Source organism: Serratia sp. GW822-FHT06E05, assembly GCF_058799445.1.
On sequence record NZ_JBXALM010000003.1, the window covers coordinates 80,246 to 99,695 of the forward strand.

General features: G+C 55.3%; 23 protein-coding genes and 1 tRNA gene. 16 read left to right on the forward strand and 8 right to left on the reverse strand.

The features are described from left to right. Nucleotides 1–37 precede the first annotated feature (37 nt). Both AC1RKC_RS10355 and ruvX read left to right on the forward strand, forming a co-directional pair. Nucleotides 38–601, forward strand: a complete 564-nt coding sequence (locus tag AC1RKC_RS10355) for a YqgE/AlgH family protein (RefSeq protein ID WP_041414955.1) — start codon at nt 38–40, stop codon at nt 599–601. Next, a complete protein-coding gene (ruvX, locus tag AC1RKC_RS10360; protein WP_020828599.1) occupies nt 601–1,023 on the forward strand; it encodes a Holliday junction resolvase RuvX in 423 nt (140 codons plus the stop codon). The genes AC1RKC_RS10355 and ruvX overlap by 1 nt, the downstream gene beginning before the upstream one ends. Here the strand turns inward: ruvX and AC1RKC_RS10365 are convergent. After that, nucleotides 1,020–2,042, reverse strand: coding sequence for a type IV pilus twitching motility protein PilT (locus AC1RKC_RS10365; RefSeq protein ID WP_420283906.1), 1,023 nt, complete (start codon nt 2,040–2,042; stop codon nt 1,020–1,022). The two genes, ruvX and AC1RKC_RS10365, sit on opposite strands and share 4 nt — an antisense overlap. Nucleotides 2,043–2,062: 20 nt before the next feature. Here AC1RKC_RS10365 and AC1RKC_RS10370 point away from each other — a divergent pair, with 20 nt between their 5' ends. From AC1RKC_RS10370 to hemW, 6 genes are read left to right on the forward strand one after another with little or no spacing between them, the layout of a single operon-like run. Next, on the forward strand, nt 2,063–2,770 hold the full coding sequence (locus AC1RKC_RS10370) for a YggS family pyridoxal phosphate-dependent enzyme (protein WP_493092453.1): 708 nt from the start codon (nt 2,063–2,065) through the stop codon (nt 2,768–2,770). Nucleotides 2,771–2,790: 20 nt separating this feature from the next. Beyond that, nucleotides 2,791–3,612 carry a pyrroline-5-carboxylate reductase gene (gene proC, locus AC1RKC_RS10375; protein WP_020828602.1) on the forward strand — a complete coding sequence of 274 codons (822 nt, stop codon included), beginning with the start codon at nt 2,791–2,793 and terminating at the stop codon, nt 3,610–3,612. Nucleotides 3,613–3,643: 31 nt separating this feature from the next. Then, complete coding sequence (locus AC1RKC_RS10380; RefSeq protein ID WP_044553435.1) at nt 3,644–4,198, forward strand: YggT family protein; 555 nt, start codon at nt 3,644–3,646, stop codon at nt 4,196–4,198. Continuing rightward, complete coding sequence (gene yggU, locus AC1RKC_RS10385; protein WP_262239714.1) at nt 4,195–4,485, forward strand: DUF167 family protein YggU; 291 nt, start codon at nt 4,195–4,197, stop codon at nt 4,483–4,485. Before AC1RKC_RS10380 ends, yggU begins: the two co-directional genes overlap by 4 nt. A 17-nt stretch (nt 4,486–4,502) precedes the next feature. After that, complete coding sequence (locus AC1RKC_RS10390; protein ID WP_046372640.1) at nt 4,503–5,096, forward strand: XTP/dITP diphosphatase; 594 nt, start codon at nt 4,503–4,505, stop codon at nt 5,094–5,096. Next, nucleotides 5,089–6,228: a radical SAM family heme chaperone HemW gene (hemW, locus tag AC1RKC_RS10395; RefSeq protein WP_046372639.1), complete on the forward strand. Its 1,140-nt coding sequence runs from the start codon at nt 5,089–5,091 to the stop codon at nt 6,226–6,228. The genes AC1RKC_RS10390 and hemW overlap by 8 nt, the downstream gene beginning before the upstream one ends. Nucleotides 6,229–6,264: 36 nt before the next feature. Here hemW and AC1RKC_RS10400 read toward each other — a convergent pair whose 3' ends face one another. From AC1RKC_RS10400 to trmB, 6 genes are all read right to left on the reverse strand, one after another. Further along, nucleotides 6,265–6,513 (reverse strand): DUF2442 domain-containing protein, encoded by a 249-nt coding sequence (locus AC1RKC_RS10400; protein WP_020828607.1) that lies wholly within the window; start codon nt 6,511–6,513, stop codon nt 6,265–6,267. Further along, nucleotides 6,497–6,739 carry a DUF4160 domain-containing protein gene (locus AC1RKC_RS10405; RefSeq protein ID WP_261158746.1) on the reverse strand — a complete coding sequence of 81 codons (243 nt, stop codon included), beginning with the start codon at nt 6,737–6,739 and terminating at the stop codon, nt 6,497–6,499. The genes AC1RKC_RS10400 and AC1RKC_RS10405 overlap by 17 nt, the downstream gene beginning before the upstream one ends. 86 nt (nt 6,740–6,825) lie before the next feature. Next, nucleotides 6,826–7,542: a YggN family protein gene (locus tag AC1RKC_RS10410; RefSeq protein WP_020828609.1), complete on the reverse strand. Its 717-nt coding sequence runs from the start codon at nt 7,540–7,542 to the stop codon at nt 6,826–6,828. A gap of 30 nt (nt 7,543–7,572) precedes the next feature. Continuing rightward, complete coding sequence (gene glsB, locus AC1RKC_RS10415) at nt 7,573–8,496, reverse strand: glutaminase B (RefSeq protein ID WP_197821355.1); 924 nt, start codon at nt 8,494–8,496, stop codon at nt 7,573–7,575. Nucleotides 8,497–8,591: 95 nt separating this feature from the next. Continuing rightward, nucleotides 8,592–8,918, reverse strand: coding sequence for a YggL family protein (locus AC1RKC_RS10420; protein WP_020828611.1), 327 nt, complete (start codon nt 8,916–8,918; stop codon nt 8,592–8,594). Further along, nucleotides 8,918–9,637 (reverse strand): tRNA (guanosine(46)-N7)-methyltransferase TrmB, encoded by a 720-nt coding sequence (gene trmB, locus AC1RKC_RS10425; RefSeq protein WP_020828612.1) that lies wholly within the window; start codon nt 9,635–9,637, stop codon nt 8,918–8,920. The genes AC1RKC_RS10420 and trmB overlap by 1 nt, the downstream gene beginning before the upstream one ends. A 177-nt stretch (nt 9,638–9,814) precedes the next feature. On the opposite strand from trmB, the gene mutY reads away from it, so the two are divergent. The 3 genes from mutY (at nt 9,815) to mltC (ending at nt 12,439) form a co-directional block, all read left to right on the forward strand. Next, nucleotides 9,815–10,882, forward strand: a complete 1,068-nt coding sequence (gene mutY, locus AC1RKC_RS10430) for an A/G-specific adenine glycosylase (protein ID WP_235437193.1) — start codon at nt 9,815–9,817, stop codon at nt 10,880–10,882. A gap of 153 nt (nt 10,883–11,035) precedes the next feature. Then, complete coding sequence (locus AC1RKC_RS10435) at nt 11,036–11,308, forward strand: oxidative damage protection protein (protein WP_020828614.1); 273 nt, start codon at nt 11,036–11,038, stop codon at nt 11,306–11,308. 54 nt (nt 11,309–11,362) lie between these two features. Continuing rightward, nucleotides 11,363–12,439 carry a membrane-bound lytic murein transglycosylase MltC gene (gene mltC, locus AC1RKC_RS10440; protein WP_020828615.1) on the forward strand — a complete coding sequence of 359 codons (1,077 nt, stop codon included), beginning with the start codon at nt 11,363–11,365 and terminating at the stop codon, nt 12,437–12,439. A 52-nt stretch (nt 12,440–12,491) separates the two neighbouring features. On the opposite strand, the gene speF is transcribed toward mltC, so the two are convergent. After that, nucleotides 12,492–14,654: an ornithine decarboxylase SpeF gene (speF, locus tag AC1RKC_RS10445; protein ID WP_020828616.1), complete on the reverse strand. Its 2,163-nt coding sequence runs from the start codon at nt 14,652–14,654 to the stop codon at nt 12,492–12,494. Between the two features lie 705 nt (nt 14,655–15,359). Here speF and AC1RKC_RS10450 point away from each other — a divergent pair. The 5 genes from AC1RKC_RS10450 (at nt 15,360) to AC1RKC_RS10470 (ending at nt 19,385) form a co-directional block, all read left to right on the forward strand. Beyond that, a tRNA-Phe gene (locus AC1RKC_RS10450) sits at nt 15,360–15,435 on the forward strand. Between the two features lie 243 nt (nt 15,436–15,678). Next, nucleotides 15,679–16,599, forward strand: coding sequence for an alpha/beta hydrolase (locus tag AC1RKC_RS10455; protein ID WP_493092454.1), 921 nt, complete (start codon nt 15,679–15,681; stop codon nt 16,597–16,599). Between the two features lie 344 nt (nt 16,600–16,943). Beyond that, nucleotides 16,944–17,354 (forward strand): GNAT family N-acetyltransferase, encoded by a 411-nt coding sequence (locus AC1RKC_RS10460; RefSeq protein ID WP_020828618.1) that lies wholly within the window; start codon nt 16,944–16,946, stop codon nt 17,352–17,354. 25 nt (nt 17,355–17,379) lie between these two features. Then, nucleotides 17,380–18,069: a helix-turn-helix transcriptional regulator gene (locus AC1RKC_RS10465; protein WP_020828619.1), complete on the forward strand. Its 690-nt coding sequence runs from the start codon at nt 17,380–17,382 to the stop codon at nt 18,067–18,069. A 20-nt stretch (nt 18,070–18,089) separates the two neighbouring features. Next, complete coding sequence (locus AC1RKC_RS10470; RefSeq protein ID WP_046372634.1) at nt 18,090–19,385, forward strand: cytosine permease; 1,296 nt, start codon at nt 18,090–18,092, stop codon at nt 19,383–19,385. Nucleotides 19,386–19,450 lie beyond the last annotated feature (65 nt).

Consider the following 19,450-nt stretch of genomic DNA (forward strand, 5'->3'; position numbering starts at 1 on the left):
TTTAACTTCTCACCAATCAAATACCTTAAATAACACCATGAATTTACAACACCATTTTCTTATCGCTATGCCATCACTTCAGGATCCTCGCTTCAAACGCTCGGTGATTTATGTCTGCGAGCACAATGAAGACGGCGCCATGGGCCTGGTGATCAATAAACCGGTGGAACAGTTCACGGTGGAAACAGTGCTGAGCAAACTGAAGATCATGCCACAGGCGCGCGATCCGGCCATCAGTCTGGATAAACCGGTGTTTGCCGGCGGCCCGCTGGCTGACGATCGCGGTTTTATCCTGCATACGCCGTGCAAAGGCTTCGGCTCCAGTATCCAGATCTCGCCGGATACCATGATCACCACCTCGAAAGACGTACTGGAAACCTTGGGCACGCCGGAACAGCCGGAGGACGTACTGGTCGCGCTCGGCTATGCCGGCTGGGAGAAAGGCCAGTTGGAACAGGAAGTGCTGGAAAACGCCTGGCTGACCATCGAAGCCGACACCGACATTTTATTCCATACGCCGATCGCCAGCCGCTGGCGTGAGGCCGCCAATCGCCTTGGCATTGATATCCGCAGCATTGCCAACCATGCAGGACACGCCTGATGACCAACCGCACCATTATCGCCTTCGACTTCGGCACCAAAAGCATTGGCGCGGCCATCGGCCAGGAGCTAACCGGCAGCGCCCGTGCACTGGCGGCTTTCAAAGCACAGGACGGTTCGCCGGACTGGCAGAAGATCGAGAAGTTGCTGAAAGAGTGGCAACCGGACTTGGTGGTAGTCGGTCTGCCGCTGAACATGGACGGCACCGAACAGCCGGTCACCGAGCAAGCGCGCAAGTTCGCCAACCGCCTGCACGGCCGCTTTGGCGTGCAGATCGCGCTGCATGATGAGCGTCTCAGTACCGTCGAAGCCCGCGCCAACCTGTTTGATCGCGGCGGCTTCCGCGCGCTGGACAAGGGCAGCGTGGATTCCGCCTCGGCGGTGGTAATCCTGGAAAGCTGGTTTGAACGGCAATTGGGTTAATCCCTTGGCAAAGTCCCCTCCGCGCCGCCCAGTAATCCCGCACAGATCCGCTGTTGCAGACCTTGCTCAAAGGTCTGCATGCCGGACTGCCCACCGGTTTGCAGCACGCTGGCAAGCTGATGGGTTTTGCCCTCGCGGATCATGCTGCTGACCGCCGCCGTCGCCGTCAGCACCTCAAAAATCGCCACCCTGCCGCCCCCGGGCCGACTCAACAGCTTCTGTGCAATCACCGCCTGCAGGCTACCGGCCAACTGTGCACGCACGTAGGGCTTTTCTTCCGCCGGGAAAACATCCACCAGCCGATCGACCGCCTGCGTCGCGCTACGGGTATGCAGCGTCGCCAGTACCAGATGGCCGGTTTCCGCAGCGGTAAGCGCCAGCCTGATGGTTGTGGTGTCACGCAGCTCCCCCAGCAAGATGACGTCTGGATCTTCACGCAGGGCTGCACGTAATGCGTCGTCAAAGCTGTGGCTGTCGCGGCCCAATTCGCGCTGCTGAATTAAAGAGTGTCGACTGCGGTGAATAAATTCGATCGGATCCTCCAGCGTAAGGATATGCCGCCGCTGGTGCTGATTGATGTCGTCAATCATTGCCGCCAGGGTGGTGGATTTACCGCTGCCGGTCGCGCCGGTCACCAAAATCAGGCCATCTTCCCTGCGCACCAGGGCCGGAATGATGTCTGGTGCTGCCAACGCCGCCAGCGTCGGGCACTCGCCGGCAATCAGCCTCAAGGCAAGCGAAACCCCGAGGCTTTGCAGAAAGAAATTGGCGCGCAGCCGAATATCGCCCGCAAGCGTCAGCGCCAGATCAAGCTGCCCCTGCTGTTGCAATTGCTGCCGCTGCTGGGGTTGCAGCAGCGCGTTGCACAAGCGATGCATCTTGGTCTCGCTCAGTTTTTCCGCACCTGCCAGCGGCTGTAATTCGCCATCGATGCGCAACATCGGCCGATGCCCCGTACAAAGGTGCAGATCGGAAGCATTATGCTTTACACTAAGGGCCACGAATTCACCGATATCCATATCAATCTCCTGGGTCAATGATGAGCACTATCCAACAGAATCTGCAGGATGTCAGAAACCGCATTGCCGCGGCCGCTCAAGGCTGCGCTCGCGCTCCAGAAGAAGTGACGCTGCTTGCAGTGAGTAAAACCAAACCTGTGGCGGCGATCGCAGAAGCTATCGCGGCAGGCCAGCGAACCTTCGGGGAAAACTATGTACAGGAAGGCGTGGATAAGGTTCAGCATTTTGACGCGCTGCCGGAAGGAGCAACGCTGGATTGGCACTTTATCGGCCCTTTGCAATCCAATAAGAGCCGGCTGGTGGCAGAGCACTTTGCCTGGTGCCATACCGTCGATCGGCTGCGTATCGCCCAGCGGTTAAGCGACCAGCGCCCGGCAGACATGCCGCCGCTTAACGTTCTGATCCAAATAAATATCAGCGATGAACAGAGTAAATCTGGCATTGTACTGGCTGAACTGCCGGCGCTGGCAGAAGCGGTTGTCGCCTTGCCGAACGTTCTTTTACGCGGGCTGATGGCGATTCCGGCTCCGCAAGAAGACTACCAGAGTCAATTGGCGGTATTCCGCCAGATGCACGACGCCTTCTTGGCGCTGCAACAGCATTATCCACAGGTAGACACGCTGTCGATGGGCATGACCGATGACATGACGGCGGCCATTGCCGCAGGCAGCACTCTGGTTCGTATCGGTACCGCCATTTTTGGCGCGCGAGATTATTCGCAGTCCTGACACACTGACGAGGAATTTTAATGCAACACCGTAAGATTACCTTCATTGGCGCCGGCAACATGGCCCGCGCAATCATCGCCGGCCTGGTGGCGGGCGGTTACCCGGCCAAATCCATCAGCGTCTGCGCGCCTTCAGCTAAAAACCGCGATGCGCTGGCTGCCGACTACGGCATCGTTAGCAGCGGCGATAATCTTGCCTGCGCACGCGAGGCCGACGTCATCGTACTGGCGGTGAAGCCACAGATGATGGCAGATGTTTGCCAGCCGTTGCGCGATCAGATCGATTTCAGCGGCAAACTGGTGCTGTCGATCGCCGCAGGCATTCAGGTCAGCCGTTTTTACCAGCTGCTGGCCGACAATCTGAATATCGTACGCATTATGCCAAACACGCCATCGCTGGTGGGTAAAGGCATGAGTGGCCTGTATGCGCCGCAGCAGGTCAGCCAACAGGATCGTGACTACACCAGTGATTTGATGGCGTCAGTTGGCAAGGTATGTTGGGTGGATGACGAAAACGGCATCAACAGCGTGATCGCCGCTGCGGGCAGTGCCCCGGCCTATTTCTTCCTGTTTATGGAAGCCATGCAGCAGGAAGCCGAACGTATGGGCTTCGACAGCCAGACGGCCCGTGCGCTGGTGCAACAAGCGGCATCCGGCGCCGCTGCGCTGGTGGAAGCCAACCCGGAGACGCCGTTGTCGACCTTGCGTGAGCAGGTAACGTCCAAAGGCGGCACCACCGCCGAGGCGCTGCGGGTATTCAACGAGCAACAACTGCCGGCAACCGTGGCCAAAGCCATGCAGGCGGCAGTTTCCCGTGCGCAGGAAATGGAAAAATCATTTTAAATAACCGAGAGTTAAGGAGAAGGACGACTTCATGCTAACGCTGACTTTTTTGGTCAAAACCGTTATTGATCTTTACGTCATGGTACTGCTGCTGCGCATCTGGATGCAGTGGACACGCGCTGACTTTTACAACCCATTCGCGCAGTTTATCGTGAAGATCACCCAGCCGGTGATTGGCCCGCTGCGCCGTATTATCCCGTCAATGGGACCTATTGACAGTGCATCCCTGCTGTTGGCTTTCCTGCTGATGACCATCAAGTACCCGCTGTTGCTGCTGATTCAGGGCGGCGCGATGTCACTCAGCCCGTATAACCTGCTGTTTGGCTTGATCTCTCTGGTAAAGTCGGCCGGTTATCTGATCTTCTGGGTGATGATTATCCGCGCGCTGATGAGCTGGATAAGTCAGGGCCGCAGCCCGATTGATCAGTTGATGTATCAACTGACCGAACCGTTGATGGCGCCAATCCGCCGTATTCTTCCGGCAATGGGCGGCATTGATTTTTCAGCGATGGTAGTGATCCTGATCCTGTATCTGATCAACTACCTGGGTATGGATCTGTTCGGTGAGATCTGGTTCCTGCTGTGAGTGCAGTCATCCCCGTGCTGGACGGGCTGGCAATCAGGCTATATATTCAGCCGAAAGCCAGCCGCGACCAGATTGTCGGTTTGCATGGCGACGAACTTAAAGTCGCCATTACCGCCCCGCCGGTAGACGGCCAGGCCAACGCTCATCTGATCAAGTTTCTCGCCAAGCAGTTCAAAGTGGCGAAAAGCAACGTCACCATAGAGAAAGGCGAGCTGGGGCGGCATAAACAGTTACGCATCGTTAATCCGCAACAGATCCCCGCCGTGGTCGCGGCGCTAATCGAATAAATTTCAAGGTAGTCATCATGCAAAAAGTCGTTCTTGCCACCGGTAACCCGGGTAAAGTGCGCGAACTCGCCGACCTGTTGGCCGATTTCGGCCTGAACGTGGTCGCTCAAACCGAATTGGGCGTGGAGTCTGCCGAGGAAACCGGCCTGACGTTTATCGAAAATGCCATTCTGAAAGCCCGCCATGCGGCGCAAATCACCGGTCTGCCGGCGATCGCCGACGACTCGGGTCTGGCGGTGGATGCGCTGGGCGGCGCGCCAGGCATCTATTCTGCACGTTACGCGGGTGTAGACGCCTCTGACCAGCAAAACCTCGACAAGCTGCTGGTTGCGCTGAAAGACGTGCCCAAGGGCAGCCGCGGCGCACAGTTCCACTGCGTGCTGGTGTATATGCGCCACGCGGAAGATCCGACGCCGCTGGTGTTCCACGGCAGCTGGGCCGGTGAAATCACCGATGCCGCCGCCGGTGAAGGCGGTTTTGGCTATGATCCTATCTTCTACGTTCCGGAGTTGGGCCGCACCGCTGCCGAGCTGAGCCGTGACGAAAAGCGCGCCGTATCACACCGTGGTAAAGCCCTGAAGCTGATGCTGGAAGCGATGCGCAATGCTTAAGTTGCCCCCGCTGAGTTTGTACATTCACATTCCGTGGTGCGTGCAGAAATGCCCGTACTGCGACTTCAACTCACATGCGTTGAAGGGCGAAGTGCCGCATCAGGAATACGTCGATCACCTGCTGGCGGATCTGGACGCCGATCTGCCGCTGGTCAGTGGTCGCGAAATCAGCACCATTTTTATCGGCGGCGGCACCCCCAGCCTGTTGAGTGCCGAAGCGATGCAGTCACTGCTGGACGGCGTGCGGGCACGCATTCCGGTGATTGACGGCGCCGAGATCACCATGGAGGCCAACCCGGGTACCGTAGAAGCCGATCGCTTCAGCGGCTATCAACGCGCCGGTGTGAACCGCATTTCTATCGGCGTGCAGAGCTTCAGCGCCGAGAAATTGACTCGTCTGGGTCGCATTCACGGCCCGGAAGAGGCCAAACGCGCAGCTCACCTGGCTACCGGCCTGGGTTTGCGCAGTTTTAACCTGGATCTGATGCACGGCCTGCCGGACCAGTCGCTGGAAGAGGCGCTGGACGATCTGCGCCAGGCCATTGCCCTCAATCCACCGCATCTGTCGTGGTATCAACTGACTATCGAGCCCAATACGCTTTTCAGTTCACGCCCGCCGGTGCTACCGGACGACGACGCGCTGTGGGACATTTTCGAGCGGGGCCATGAATTGCTGAGCGCCGCCGGCTATCAGCAGTATGAAACTTCGGCCTACGCCAAACCGGGCTATCAGTGCCAACATAACCTCAACTACTGGCGCTTTGGCGACTATCTGGGGATTGGCTGCGGCGCGCACGGCAAGTTAACCTTCAGCGACGGCCGCATTCTGCGCACCGCGAAAACCAAGCATCCGCGTGGTTTTATGCAGGGCAAGTATATGGACAAGCAGCATGAGGTGACGGCGGCGGACCGGCCGTTCGAATTCTTTATGAACCGCTTCCGCCTGCTGGAAGCCGCACCGCGTGCTGAATTCGTCAACTACACCGGGCTGGATGAAAGCGCGATCCGTGCAGCGCTGGACGAAGCACTGGCGAAAGGTTATCTGGTAGAAACACCGGAGTATTGGCAGATCACCGAGAAAGGCAAACTGTTCCTTAATTCACTACTGGAATTGTTCCTGGCGGATGAATGAAAAAAAGCGCTGAGTTTTCAGCGCTTTTTTTAAACGTCAGGCAGCATGGTGGGGACGATGAGTAATATCCCCTCTACCCTTTAGCAAGCCTTCAACAGAAATATCTTCATCCAACGCATCCCAATGGATCCCACGGGCACTCAGCTCATAGCGGGCGCGCTCTTGGTCCGTTGCATTCAGCAATCGAGGAAACCAGGCGAGTGGCACGCCGATAATTCTGGCATCGCTCAACTCAACCCACATCGTTGTCTCATCGAAGTTTACGTTTTTAGCTGAAATACTCATCCCAGGCCTCCAAAAATAACCCCTTATGGACTCCAACAACTTCGGTTAATTCTTTTAATACTCTGGCATTAAACCCATCATTGCGGGCTACCCGCACCTCTGGTATCAGCCAAAACTTGGCTTCTGCCACGGCATCTCTGACATGAATATGAGCCGGTTCCAACGGCTCTCCTTCATTCGAATAAAAAAAGAATTTATAACCTTTATGACAGAATATCACTGGCATCAATGCAAAATCCTTTTAGCCATTGATTATAGTTTAGCCAGTCTGTCAGATGTTAGTTAGAAGGTCAAAACAGACCACCAGCCAGATTACTTCAATGCATTAAGCAAATCTTTGCGCTGGGTTTCCAGGCCGGTAACGCGGTTACACACGTCGTGGCCGAAGTTCTGGAAATCCTGCTCCTGGTTATTCCATTCGTTCTGAATCGCCTTCTGCAGGCCGCCCAGATTGCCCATGATCGCCTGCAACGGGTTGCCGCCACTATTAGCTGCCTGCTTGACGCCCATCTCATTCAGGCTGTCCTGCAATACGCCGCCCATGCTCTGCTGGACGATATTGCGGCCATCCTGCTCAACCTGATCAATCGCCTTGTGATGGAAGGTCAGGCCGTCGCTGCGGTGCTCAATGATACGGTTCATCTGTTGCTTAAGCTGACCGTTCAACGTGGTCAGGCGGTTACGCACGTTGCTGTCGCTGCCCAACTCTTTGACGATCACCTTGTCCAACGCCACCCGCGCTTTTTCCAGATGTTGCTGAGCGCCGTTGTCGATCCACGGCAACTCTTTGCGCAATGCGCTCTGGTAACTGAAGGCCTTCTGGCGCTGGCTGTCTGTCAGGCTCAACGCCTGGCCATTGCGGGTTACATCACCATCCGGTGAAATCTGCAGATTGCCGCTGGCCCCGGTCACCTGTACGTTCTGCGGGCTGATAATCACGTCGTCCTGGGGTTTAACGCTGCACTGATACTCGGCATGGGCCTGTGAAGCAGTCAACAGCAGTAAGGCTAACCCGGTTTTCTTTAACATATATTCTCCTGACGCCCTTCCGTGGTGGGGCTAAAAAATCGAACGGCTAATCCGTTGAGACAACAGTTCCAGCGCCGCAGTTCCCGCCAATGAGTTACCGGAAGCATCCAGTTCCGGCGACCAGACGGCGATCGACAGCTCGTCGGGGACGATAGCGACAATACCGCCACCCACGCCGGACTTGCCCGGCATGCCCACGCGATAGGCAAATTCCCCCGCGCCGTCGTACATGCCGCTGGTCATCATCAGCGCATTAATCTGGCGTGCCTGCAGGGGGCTTATCACCTCGCGTCCGCTAAGATCACGACCGTGATTGGCCAGATAAACAAAGCTGCGAGCCAGCTCCACACAGCTCATTCGCAGCGCGCAGTAGTGGAAGTAGGTTTGCAGCACGGTAAGCACGTCGTTTTCGAAATTGCCGAACGACTTCATCAGGTAGGCTATCGCCGCATTGCGATCGGAGTGTTCGAACTCGGAACGGGCCACCCGCGCATCATAGGCCAGGTCATCTTCACCGGCCAGTTGACGCACCACTTCAAGCATTCGCTGCTTGGGCGCGCTGAGCCGGGTTTGCAGCATGTCGCACACCACCAGCGCACCGGGGTTGATAAACGGATTGCGCGGTTTGCCCTGCTCCATCTCCAGCTGCAGCAGCGAGTTGAACGGCAGACCGGAAGGCTCCTTGCCAACCCGACGCCAGATCTCCGCCTCCTGGTAGCGCGCCAGCGCCAGCGTCAGGCTCAACACCTTGGAGATCGACTGAATAGAGAAACGCTCGTCGGCGTTACCGGCCTGGAACATTTCGCCGTCGACGGTGCAAACGGCGATCGCCAGACGATCGGCCGCCACTTCCGCCAGCGCCGGTATATAGTCCGCCACCTTGCCCTGGCCAATCAGCGGGCGCACCTGTTGCAGGATCTCATCCAGCAACGCGTTATCCAATGTTGTTACCACCGCGGTCACACTCCGGACAAAATAAAGGTGCCCTAAAGGCACCTTAAATCAATAGGTTCAGCGCGACGCCAGGCCGCGCTTATCAGGCAGGAAAATCAGTCCCACCAGATATCGAACAGATCGCTGACCTTAACGTCGGTCAGTTTACGCGCTTCCAGCCATTTTTTGACCAGTTCGCGTTGCTCGTCAGTGCAGTGACCGATGGTCTGCAGACAGATCAAGCCTTCCCACTGCAGGTAGCCGCTACCGTCAAAGGCCATGCCGTTCGGCTCAATCACTTCGTCGATAAAAGCGTCCAGCGTGCTGTCGATATCTTCAACCGCGGTGCCTTCGGCAAAGCGCCATGCAACGGAGAAGCCCAGCTCCTGAAACTCTTCAATGTGTAACTTTTTACGTAAACGACGACTGCGGTTCTTAGCCATTATTCTTTCCTCTCAAACATCAAGTCCCAAACGCCATGTCCCAGACGCTGGCCGCGTAATTCAAATTTTGTCAGTGGGCGTGAATCCGGACGCGGCACATAATCATTATCGCTGGAAAGATTGCGATAGCCTGAGATCCCGTTCATAACCTCTAACATATGTTCTGCATAAGGCTGCCAGTCGGTGGCCATGTGGAAGACGCCGCCGACTTTCAGTTTGCGACGCACCAGTTCAACAAACGGCGTCTGTACGATGCGGCGTTTGTTGTGGCGCGCTTTGTGCCACGGATCGGGGAAAAACAGCTGAACCATGTCCAGCGAGCCGTCCGGGATCATATTCTCCAGCACCTCAACCGCGTCGTGACACATTACGCGCAGGTTGCTCAGTTCCGCTTCGGTAGCGTCGGCCAGGCAGGCACCCACGCCCGGCGAATGGACTTCTATCCCCAAGAAATTCTGCTGCGGGTTATTGCCCGCCATGGTCACCAGCGAGGCGCCCATGCCAAAACCGATCTCCAGCACGGTCGGCGCGTCGCGCCCGAACAGTGCGGCGATATCGACAGGTTCAGCCTGATACTCCACGCCCATCACCGGCCAATAGTTGTCCAACGCGTGCTGTTGGCCTTTGGTCAACCGCCCCTGGCGGCGGACAAAACTGCGGATACGGCGCATCGCGCGGCCGTTCTCATCAAATTCCGGGGAGATGACGTCATTAATCATAGTGCTTTCTGTCTGTTTGGCTGCCAATTAGGGAAACGCGCATTATGCAAAGATACATTGGTTTAGCAAGTGTTCATCTAATGTACCTGCCGTGCGACGTCGGAAAGTTCCGGTTTACAGCATCATGACTCTATGCTGCAATCGCGCTTCATTTTCTGCCGGATATCGAATCAGCTTATGATGCAAGCACAGCAGTTCGCACAGGTGGTGCTTGACTGGTACCAGCGTTACGGCCGTAAGACCCTGCCGTGGCAGCTTGATAAGACCGCCTATCAAGTATGGCTCTCTGAGGTCATGTTGCAACAAACTCAGGTTGCCACCGTGATCCCTTACTTCCAGCGCTTTATGGCACGTTTTCCCAACGTGCGTGCGCTGGCTGAAGCGCCGCTGGACGAAGTGCTGCACCTGTGGACCGGCCTGGGCTACTACGCCCGTGCGCGCAATCTGCATAAGGCGGCGCAGGTTATTGTCGCACAGCACGGCGGTGAGTTCCCGACAACCTTTGAAGAAATCCACGCCCTGCCCGGTATTGGCCGTTCAACGGCAGGCGCAGTGCTGTCGCTGGCGCTCGGCCAACACTACCCAATCCTCGACGGCAACGTAAAACGCGTCCTGGCCCGCTGCTATGCCGTCGAAGGCTGGCCGGGCAAGAAAGAGGTAGAAAACCGACTGTGGGAAATCAGCGAAAACGTTACCCCGGCCAAGGGCGTTGGCCAGTTCAATCAGGCGATGATGGATCTGGGGGCGATGGTCTGCACCCGCTCCAAGCCGAAATGCGAACTGTGCCCACTCAGCCTCGGCTGCATCGCCTATGCCCACCACAGTTGGGCAAAATATCCGGGTAAAAAGCCCAAGCAGACCCTGCCGGAAAAAACCGCCTACTTTTTATTGCTGCAGCACGGCGAACGCGCCTGGCTGGAGCAGCGCCCCGCCGTCGGTCTGTGGGGCGGTCTGTTCTGCTTCCCGCAGTTCAGCGAACGTGAAGAGATGGAACTCTGGTTGCAACAGCGCGGTCTGAAAAACAATCGCCGGGAGCAACTGACCGCATTTCGTCATACTTTCAGTCATTTCCATCTTGATATCGTGCCAATATGGCTGGAAATGGACGCCAAAGGCAGCAGCATGGATGAGGGCGCCGGTCTCTGGTATAACTTAGCGCAGCCGCCATCGGTCGGGCTGGCCGCACCGGTTGACCGCCTGTTGCAACAGTTGGCAAAACAGTCCCCGCGCCAACAGGGTTTATAGCCTAAATAATTCGAGTTGCAGGAAGGCGGCAACTGAGCGAGTCCCGATGAGCTTACTGAGGTAAGTGATTCGGGTGAGAAAAGGCAGCCAACACACCTGCAGCTCAAAGTATGACGGGTTTATTGGCAATAGCGCCATTGATGAGGAATTAGCATGAGCAGAACCATTTTTTGTACCTTCCTGCAGCGTGACGCCGAAGGGCAGGACTTCCAGCTTTATCCAGGGGAAGTCGGCAAACGCATCTATAACGAGATCTCGAAAGAAGCCTGGGCAGAATGGATGAAAAAACAAACCATGCTGATCAACGAGAAAAAACTGAACATGATGAACGTTGACGACCGCAAATTGCTGGAAGCGGAAATGATCAAATTCCTGTTCGAAGGGCATGACGTCCATATCGAAGGCTATACGCCACCAAGCGAATAATGCTGTTGGGGCCAGGCGCTGGCCCTTCCAATACTTCTCGTATACGGCTTTAAGATGAAGAAAATTTTAGCTTTGCTAGTGATAGCGCCCCTGCTGATATCCTGTTCCGGCAAAAAAAGCACTGAAGTCAACGAAGCCTGGGTCAAAGACACCAACGGCTTCGAAATCCTGATGGGTCAGTTCGCCCACAACATCGAGAATATCTGGGGTCTGAACGAAGTTCTGATCGCCGGGCCGAAAGATTACGTTAAATACACCGACCAGTATCAAACCCGTAGCCACATCAACTTTGATTCTGGTGCCATCACTATTGAAACCATCGCCACCACCGATCCTGCCGCTCACCTGCGCCAGGCGATTATCAGCACCTTGCTGATGGGGGACGACCCGGGTTCTATCGATCTCTATTCCGACGTCAACGATATCCAGATCAGTAAAGAGCCGTTCCTGTACGGCCAGGTACTGGATAACAAAGGTGCGCCGATCCGTTGGGAATGGCGTGCGGCGCACTTCGCCGACTATCTGTTGCAGACCAAGCTGCAAAAACGCACCTCCGGCCTGCACGTGATTTACTCGGTCACTATTCAGCTGGTGCCAAACCACCTGGACAAACGTGCCCACAAATACCTGCCGATGGTTCGCAAGGCGTCGGAGAAATACGGCGTGGAAGAGTCGCTGATCCTGGCGATCATGCAGACCGAATCGAGCTTTAACCCGTATGCGGTGAGCGGTTCAGATGCGTTGGGCCTGATGCAGGTGGTGCAGCACACTGCCGGTAAGGATGTGTTCCAGATGCGTGGGAAATGGGGCAAACCAAGCCGCAGTTACCTGTTCGACCCGGAAAACAACATCGATACCGGTACGGCTTATCTGGCCATTTTGCAGAATAACTATTTGGGAGGGATTCAAAACCCGACCTCACGCCGCTACGCGGTTATCACTGCCTATAACGGTGGCGCCGGCAGCGTGCTACGCGTGTTCTCTAGCGACAGGACCCGTGCGGTGAGCATCATCAACGGCATGCAGCCGGGCGACGTCTATCAGACGCTGACCACCAAGCATCCGGCCGGCGAATCTCGCCGTTACCTGGTGAAGGTGAACAACGCCCAGAAGAGTTACCGCAGAAGATAATTTGCGGTGGCGTTATCAATGAAAAGGGCCGGTGCAAACCGGCCCTTATTTTCTATTGCTTGATCATATAGCCGAAAATGCGTTTCCAGCCGTGATCCTTTTTCTCGATATAAACGCCCTGCAACTCCGGCGAGAAGCCCGGCAGCCGGTTGATGCCCTCTTCCAGCGCCATGAAATAACGCTGTACCGCCCCGCCCCAGACTTCGCCCGGCACTACGCATAGCACGCCCGGTGGGTAAGGCAACGCGCCCTCTGCCGCAATGCGCCCTTCGGCCTGCCCGATCGGCACCAGTTCAACGTTGTCGCGGATAAACTCCACGTTGGCGTCCTGCGGGTTCATCATCACCTGCGGGAAATGACGCTGACGGAACATCTCTTTTTGCAGCTGCTTAACGTCGAAGCTGACGTATAAATCGTGCATCTCCTGGCACAGCTGGCGAAGGGTATAGCCGCGATAACGCTGCTCGTTCTTGCGATATACCGTTGGCAGCACCTGGCTCAGCGGCGCGTCCTCTTCCACGTAACGTTCGAACTGCACCAGCATATCCACCAGTTGTTGCATCTTGGCCGGGTTTTCCGCAGGCGTCAGCAGGAACAGGATCGAGTTAAGGTCACACTTCTCCGGCACGATACCGTTCTCGCGCAGGAAATTGGCCAGAATGGTGGCCGGCACGCCAAACTCGGTGTATTGGCCGGTGGCGGCATCAATACCCGGCGTGGTCAGCAGCAGTTTGCACGGATCGACCAAATACTGGTCCTGCGCATAACCTTCAAAACCGTGCCATTTCTCATCCGGCACAAAGTTGAAGAAACGGGCGTCGTTGGCGATCAAATCGGTGTCGTAATCCTGCCAGTTCTTGCCCGCGATCTGCAGGGGGACAAACGGCCTGAGCTGCGAACAGCGTTCCAACAGTTGCTTGCGCGTCTCGATGCCAAGCTTCACGCAGTCCATCCACATACGGCGACCGGCGGCCCCGGCATGCATCTTGGCGTTGACGTCCAGCGCCGCAAACAGCGGATAGAACGGGCTGGTAGAGGCGTGCAGCATGAAAGCGTTGTTCAGGTGCTTGTGGTTGCAGTGACGCTTCTGGCCCTTGATATGGTCGTCTTTCTTGTGGATCTGCGAGGTTTGCGAGAAGCCGGCCTGCTGTTTGTGTACCGACTGGGTAACAAAGATGCCCGGGTCAAGCTCGTCCAGCTCCAACAGCAGCGGTGAACACTCTTTCAGCATCGGGATAAACCCTTCGTAACCCACCCAGGCCGAGTCAAACAGGATGTAGTCGCACAGGTGGCCGATAGTGTCGATCACCTGACGCGCATTATAAATAGTGCCGTCGTAGGTGCCGAGCTGAATGATTGCCAGGCGGAAAGGACGCGCTGCCTCGGCTTTCTCCGGTGCTACCTGACGAATTTGTTCGCGCAGATAACGCTCGTCAAAGCAGCGGGAATCGATACCGCCGATAAAGCCAAACGGGTTGCGCGCGGTTTCCAGATACACCGGCGTCGCTCCGGCCTGGATCAACGCACCATGGTGGTTGGACTTATGGTTGTTACGGTCGAACAGCACCAGATCGCCACGGGTCAGCAGCGCGTTGGTTACCACCTTGTTGGCGGCCGAGGTGCCGTTGAGCACAAAATAGGTTTTATCGGCGTTGAACACCCGTGCCGCATGCTTTTGGGCGTCCTTGGCCGAGCCTTCGTGGATCAGCAAATCGCCCAATTTAACGTCGGCGTTGCACATGTCGGAACGAAAAAGCGTTTCACCGTAAAACTCGAAAAATTTGCGGCCTGCCGGATGCTTGCGGAAAAACTCCCCGCCCTGATGCCCCGGACAGGCAAAGGTCGAGTTCTCCATTTCCACATAGGTTTTCAAGGTCTTGAAAAACGGCGGCAGCAGCGCCTGCTCGTAAGCATCCGCCGCGGCTTCCAACTGCGCCATATAAAACGCCTTGCTGGCACCGTCCAGCGCGAAAACACCGCTGATAAACGGCAGGTAGTCCGGCGAGAGATGCTCATCTCCGGCCACCGCCACAAAGGTCGGGATCTCGAACCCGGTGGCTTTAAGCTGTGCCAGGATGCCGGCGTTGACGTCATCAACCGACACGACCAATGCCGCAACGTCGGTATAATCCGTCTGCTCGACGCGGACAATCTGGCGCAGCGTTTCAATGGCGGCGACCAGGCTGGCGCTGGTGGCTATCTTCAATTCTTTCATAGTGCTAACTCTCAAACGGTTAAGGATGAGGCTGTGCCACAAGGCACGGTGATGAGATAACAAAGGTTATCCCGGCAACTTGATGTCCGGGGTGGCAGCATAGAGCGCATGCGTGACCGGCTGACTCTCTTAAGATTATCAGGCCACTATCGGGAACTGGTATCGGCAGCGTCCGATAGACATCAGTAAAATCAGAGCCACAGCTCTATTTTTAATAATGCCTAACAGCGAGCATGAAGTTGCCTTACCGCATGCTGAGCTGGGCGTTTATGGAGGACGACGTTCGGGAAAGATCGCGGCGGAGTAGCGGCATCATCAGATGTCTGGTGCGCAGTAGCGCTTGAGTAGCCATACCAGTCATGCCTGCAACCCTCTGACTTAAATGAGCGGAAACGCCGTTAGGGGACGTAGAGTGCTAAAATTTGCGCAATGATTGCATGTTTTTTTATGAGGTTCAAGTAACTATTATGTCGATTAATTACATAATAATTTAAGCATAACACATTGTTATAAAACACATAATAATAACCAACAGAAAAACCAAACCGGTATAAATACACGGATTCTTTGCATATTTATCACTTCCCCTCCTCCTCCAGGCCCCACGAACCTTACCCGCCACTGCATGAAAATAGAGCAACCGATCGGCTTTGTGACAGAAAGCGATTGACGATATCCGGCCAATAGGGTTAAATGCGCCCCGTTGCCCGGATAGCTCAGTCGGTAGAGCAGGGGATTGAAAATCCCCGTGTCCTTGGTTCGATTCCGAGTCCGGGCACCATATTTAGAAGAACCCGCCTATGGCGGGTTTTTTGCTTTCTGAGACAGGACTCTTCATCGAACACGTTCGATTATTCGGCCAGAGGCCTCACCCTGCGGGCCAACGCTAAAGCGTTGTTCAATCCGGTGCAAGCACCGGTTGTCCGAGTCCGGGCACCATATTTAGAAGAACCCGCCTATGGCGGGTTTTTTGCTTCCCAACATAAATGCTAATATCCCCTTTTATTGATAAACAGAATCCAGCATGCCATCGTCTTATCGTCGCTGTCTCACCCTCGTTATCGCGCTGATTATCGGCGTTGGCTCCCCCATGCTGGTGCAGGCCAGGCCAGATCTGGAACGTAAAATCGGCACAACCCTGGTCGATTCAAAATCACCTGATTATCAATTCAGCGATCTGCACTTCACTTCGGCGGACGGTCAGCGCCGTTATCGTGTCCGCATAATAAAACCGCGCATTGCTCCGCCCTTGGGCGGCTATCCGGTTATCTACTTCCTGGACGGCAACGCAGTATTGATGGAGTTGAACGCCCAGTTGCTGGCTCAGCTTGCCGTACAAAAACAGCCGCCGGTTCTGGTGCTACTCAGCTATGACAACGATCTGCGCATCGACTCCAAAGGCCGCAGTTACGACTACACACCGGCTTCGCAACAAGGTTCAGGAAAGCAGCCCCATGGCGGTGCAGACGCTTTCCTTAAACTGATCGAAACCCAGATTAAGCCTGCCGTTGCCGCTCAGGTCACCGTTAACCCGCAGCAGCAAACGCTGTGGGGGCACTCTTATGGTGGCCTTTTCGTTCTGCATACTCTGTTAACCCAACCTGCTACTTTCCAGAATTACATCGCGGTGGAACCTTCGCTGTGGTGGGGGAAAGGCTTTATCCTGCAAGAAGCGCAACGTGTTATGGATAGGCATCCATCTTTGTCCGCCCATTTGCAGTTGTGGATCGGCGGTGCGGAGAAAATGCGTGAAGCCCCGCCAATTATCAGGCAGAGTCAGCTACCCGCAGATGCGGCTCATGGCCTGGCCACACAGCTGGCGACACTTGACGGACTTAAGGTTGACTATCGGGAATGGCCCGGCTTAGACCATGGGGCAATGTTAGGTGCGGCCATACCGCCGGCTTTGGAAGGCATAGCCAAAGGCGAGGCGGCGGATAAATAAGGGTTTAAAAGCGGGGTCCGGGAAAAGGCTGTACGCGGCGGCTCCCCTTTGGCAAGTTAACTTGCTCTACCGGTGGAGCCTGAATAGCTAATGTATTTCCTGGATGGGGCCCTGGTGAGGCACAATAGGAATAGATAGACTGAGCAGGACCAAAGGCTATTTATTACCGCGTATTACGTTATTTTCTGGCCCTGTCGCAGCTAATATAGCCCCTTGGGTACGTGACGGGAACGGGTGAAAACCACCCTTGTAATACATTATGAAAAGTGATAGTTAAACCGGTTGGAGAAACCTCCGTTTGATTGCGCTGCCTAATAATTATCACAGGGAATTATATTATAACGATGAATATCAATATTACCGACCAACCGAACCCGAAAGACGAAGAGTTTGTGATTGACAGTCTTTGGGCCCACAACGCCAAAATTGAACCCGTCGATATCCACCCCTTATTCCTGACCGTCACCGATGACGAGGGTAAAATCGTTGCCGGACTGGTTGCCAGAACCTGGTGGGGCGGGCTTGAAGTGCAATATCTTTGGGTCAGCGACCAATACCGTAAAAGCGGTTATGGCCGTCAACTGATGGTACAGGCCGAAGAAGAGGCCAAGAAACGCGGTTGCCACATGGCCTATGTCGATACTTTCGATTTTCAGGCCCGCGGCTTTTATGAAAAATTGGGCTATCAGGTTTACGGCAACTTAGGCGACTATGCCAAACAGCATACGCGTCACTACCTGGCGAAAAAGATTTAACCCAATTCCAGTCGGTGAGGTCAGAATGGATTCGCCCGATAAAAGTAATGAATTCTATTTGAAAGGCCTGATTGCCATGATGGAGCACTTAAGTGAGCCATGGGGCATCAAGGACCTGGCATCCCGTCATCTTTACATGAACAGGGCCGCCTACCTCTATACCAATACGCCATTAAATTTTGATATAGCCGGTAAGCGAGACGACGAGTTCCCCGCCGACTGGGCCGAATCTGCAGCCGATTTTGTTGAACATGACAAAATGACCGAGATCTCGCGGGATCGGGTTGCCGTGATAGAAACACATTATTGGTACGGGAAAGACAGCCTGACACCGTTTATCAGCGAAAAACTGCCTATCTACAACGACAAGAAAGAAGTCTTCGGGGTAATGTGGAACGCCAAACCGCTTAACACCTTATCCCCGCTTAACTATATCAACCATCAAAAACCCAGCGTACTAACCACAGAAACCAACAGCACCATTTTTACCCGGGCTGAGCTGGACGTTATATTTTTAATGCTGCAACGGCTGTCGGTGAAAGAAATCGCCAAAATATATAACATCAGCAATAAGACCATAGAAAATAGAATATATAACATTTATCAAAAATCTGATGTCCACACACAGCAGCAGTTTGAGGAATTTTGCAAATATGCTCAGCTGGACAGCTACATTCCCGATCGCCTGATAGCTAAAGGCATCCAGTTTATTTAAATAGCAAGGAATACCTCACCGTGATCAAAATCGAAGACTATCCGTTAACCCGGGTACCTCAGGATAAAAGAGTCTCGTTTTTAAGCGTAGCCATAGTGCATATGGGCATGCTGACCGCGCTCGATCAGTTTATGCTCGGGGCCGTACTCGGCCACTCCATGACGCTGCTCGATGCATTTACCGCTATTTTCATCGGCAGCCTGATCTTTGGCGTGGTGACCTATGGCCTGGGCCTGGCGGGCATGCGCGAAGGGATCTCCGGCAGCCTGTTGGCCCGTTGGTGCGGCTTTGGTCGACTCGGATCGGTGTTGATCGGGGTGGTAGTGGCCGTCAGCCTGCTGGGCTGGTTTGGCATTCAAAACGCCATCTTCGCCAAGTCGCTGGATTTCGCGTTGGGGAACAAGCTGGGCTTTGGTCTGGCGGCCGGTCTGTCCGGCACCCTGCTGACCATTCTGGTGGCGTTCGGCTTCAAAGCCTTGCGTATCGCCGCCAGGATTGCGGTACCGATGTTTATTATGCTGGTGGCCTATATCTCCATCATCACCCTCACCGGCCACAATCTGCCTGAAATTATCCAATTGGTGCCACCAGGCGAACCGCTGTCGATCAGCGCCGGTATCACTATCGTGGTCGGCGGTGCGATTGTCGCCAGCCTGATGACGCCGGATCTGACGCGCTACTCCAGGAACGGCAAGCATGTCTTTGGCGTCACTATTTTCACCATCATTGCCGGGGAATTCGTGGTTAACGGCCTGGCGATACTGATCGCCAAAACGCTGGGCACGGCGGATGTGGTCACCATCATGTCACAGGTCGCCGGCGGTGCGGGCCTGCTGGTCGTGGTGTTTTCTACCCTCAGGGTTAACGACCTCAACCTGTATTCCTCTTCGCTGGGCATCGTTAACGCCGTCGAAGGCATGACGGGCAAAAGACTGAAGTACACTGCCACCACCCTGGTGATCGGCGTGCTGGGCACCACATTGTCAGTACTGGGGATCCTCGACCGCTTCGTCGACTTCCTGACGGTGCTTGGCGTGGTGTTCCCGCCGATTATCGGCGTCATGCTGGTGGATTATTATCTGCTGCGCACTCACCGCAAAATTCTCGACGAGAGCCGTCGCGAAGGGAAATTGCCGGACCAGACGCCAACTATCGGCTGGGCGGCGATCATCGCCAGTATCGTCGGCAGCATCGTCGGCTTGGTGACCGAGTGGGGCGTGCCGACCATCAACTCTCTGCTGGCTGCCAGCCTGATCTATTGGGTATTTAAGTTGGCCATGAGCCGTTCTCAGAAACCTGCGCCTGCGCAAAGCTGATTGATATCCCTACTCTCCCGCGCTGGGGAGTGGGGGTAATCGGTACAGAAAGGGGGTTTGATTAA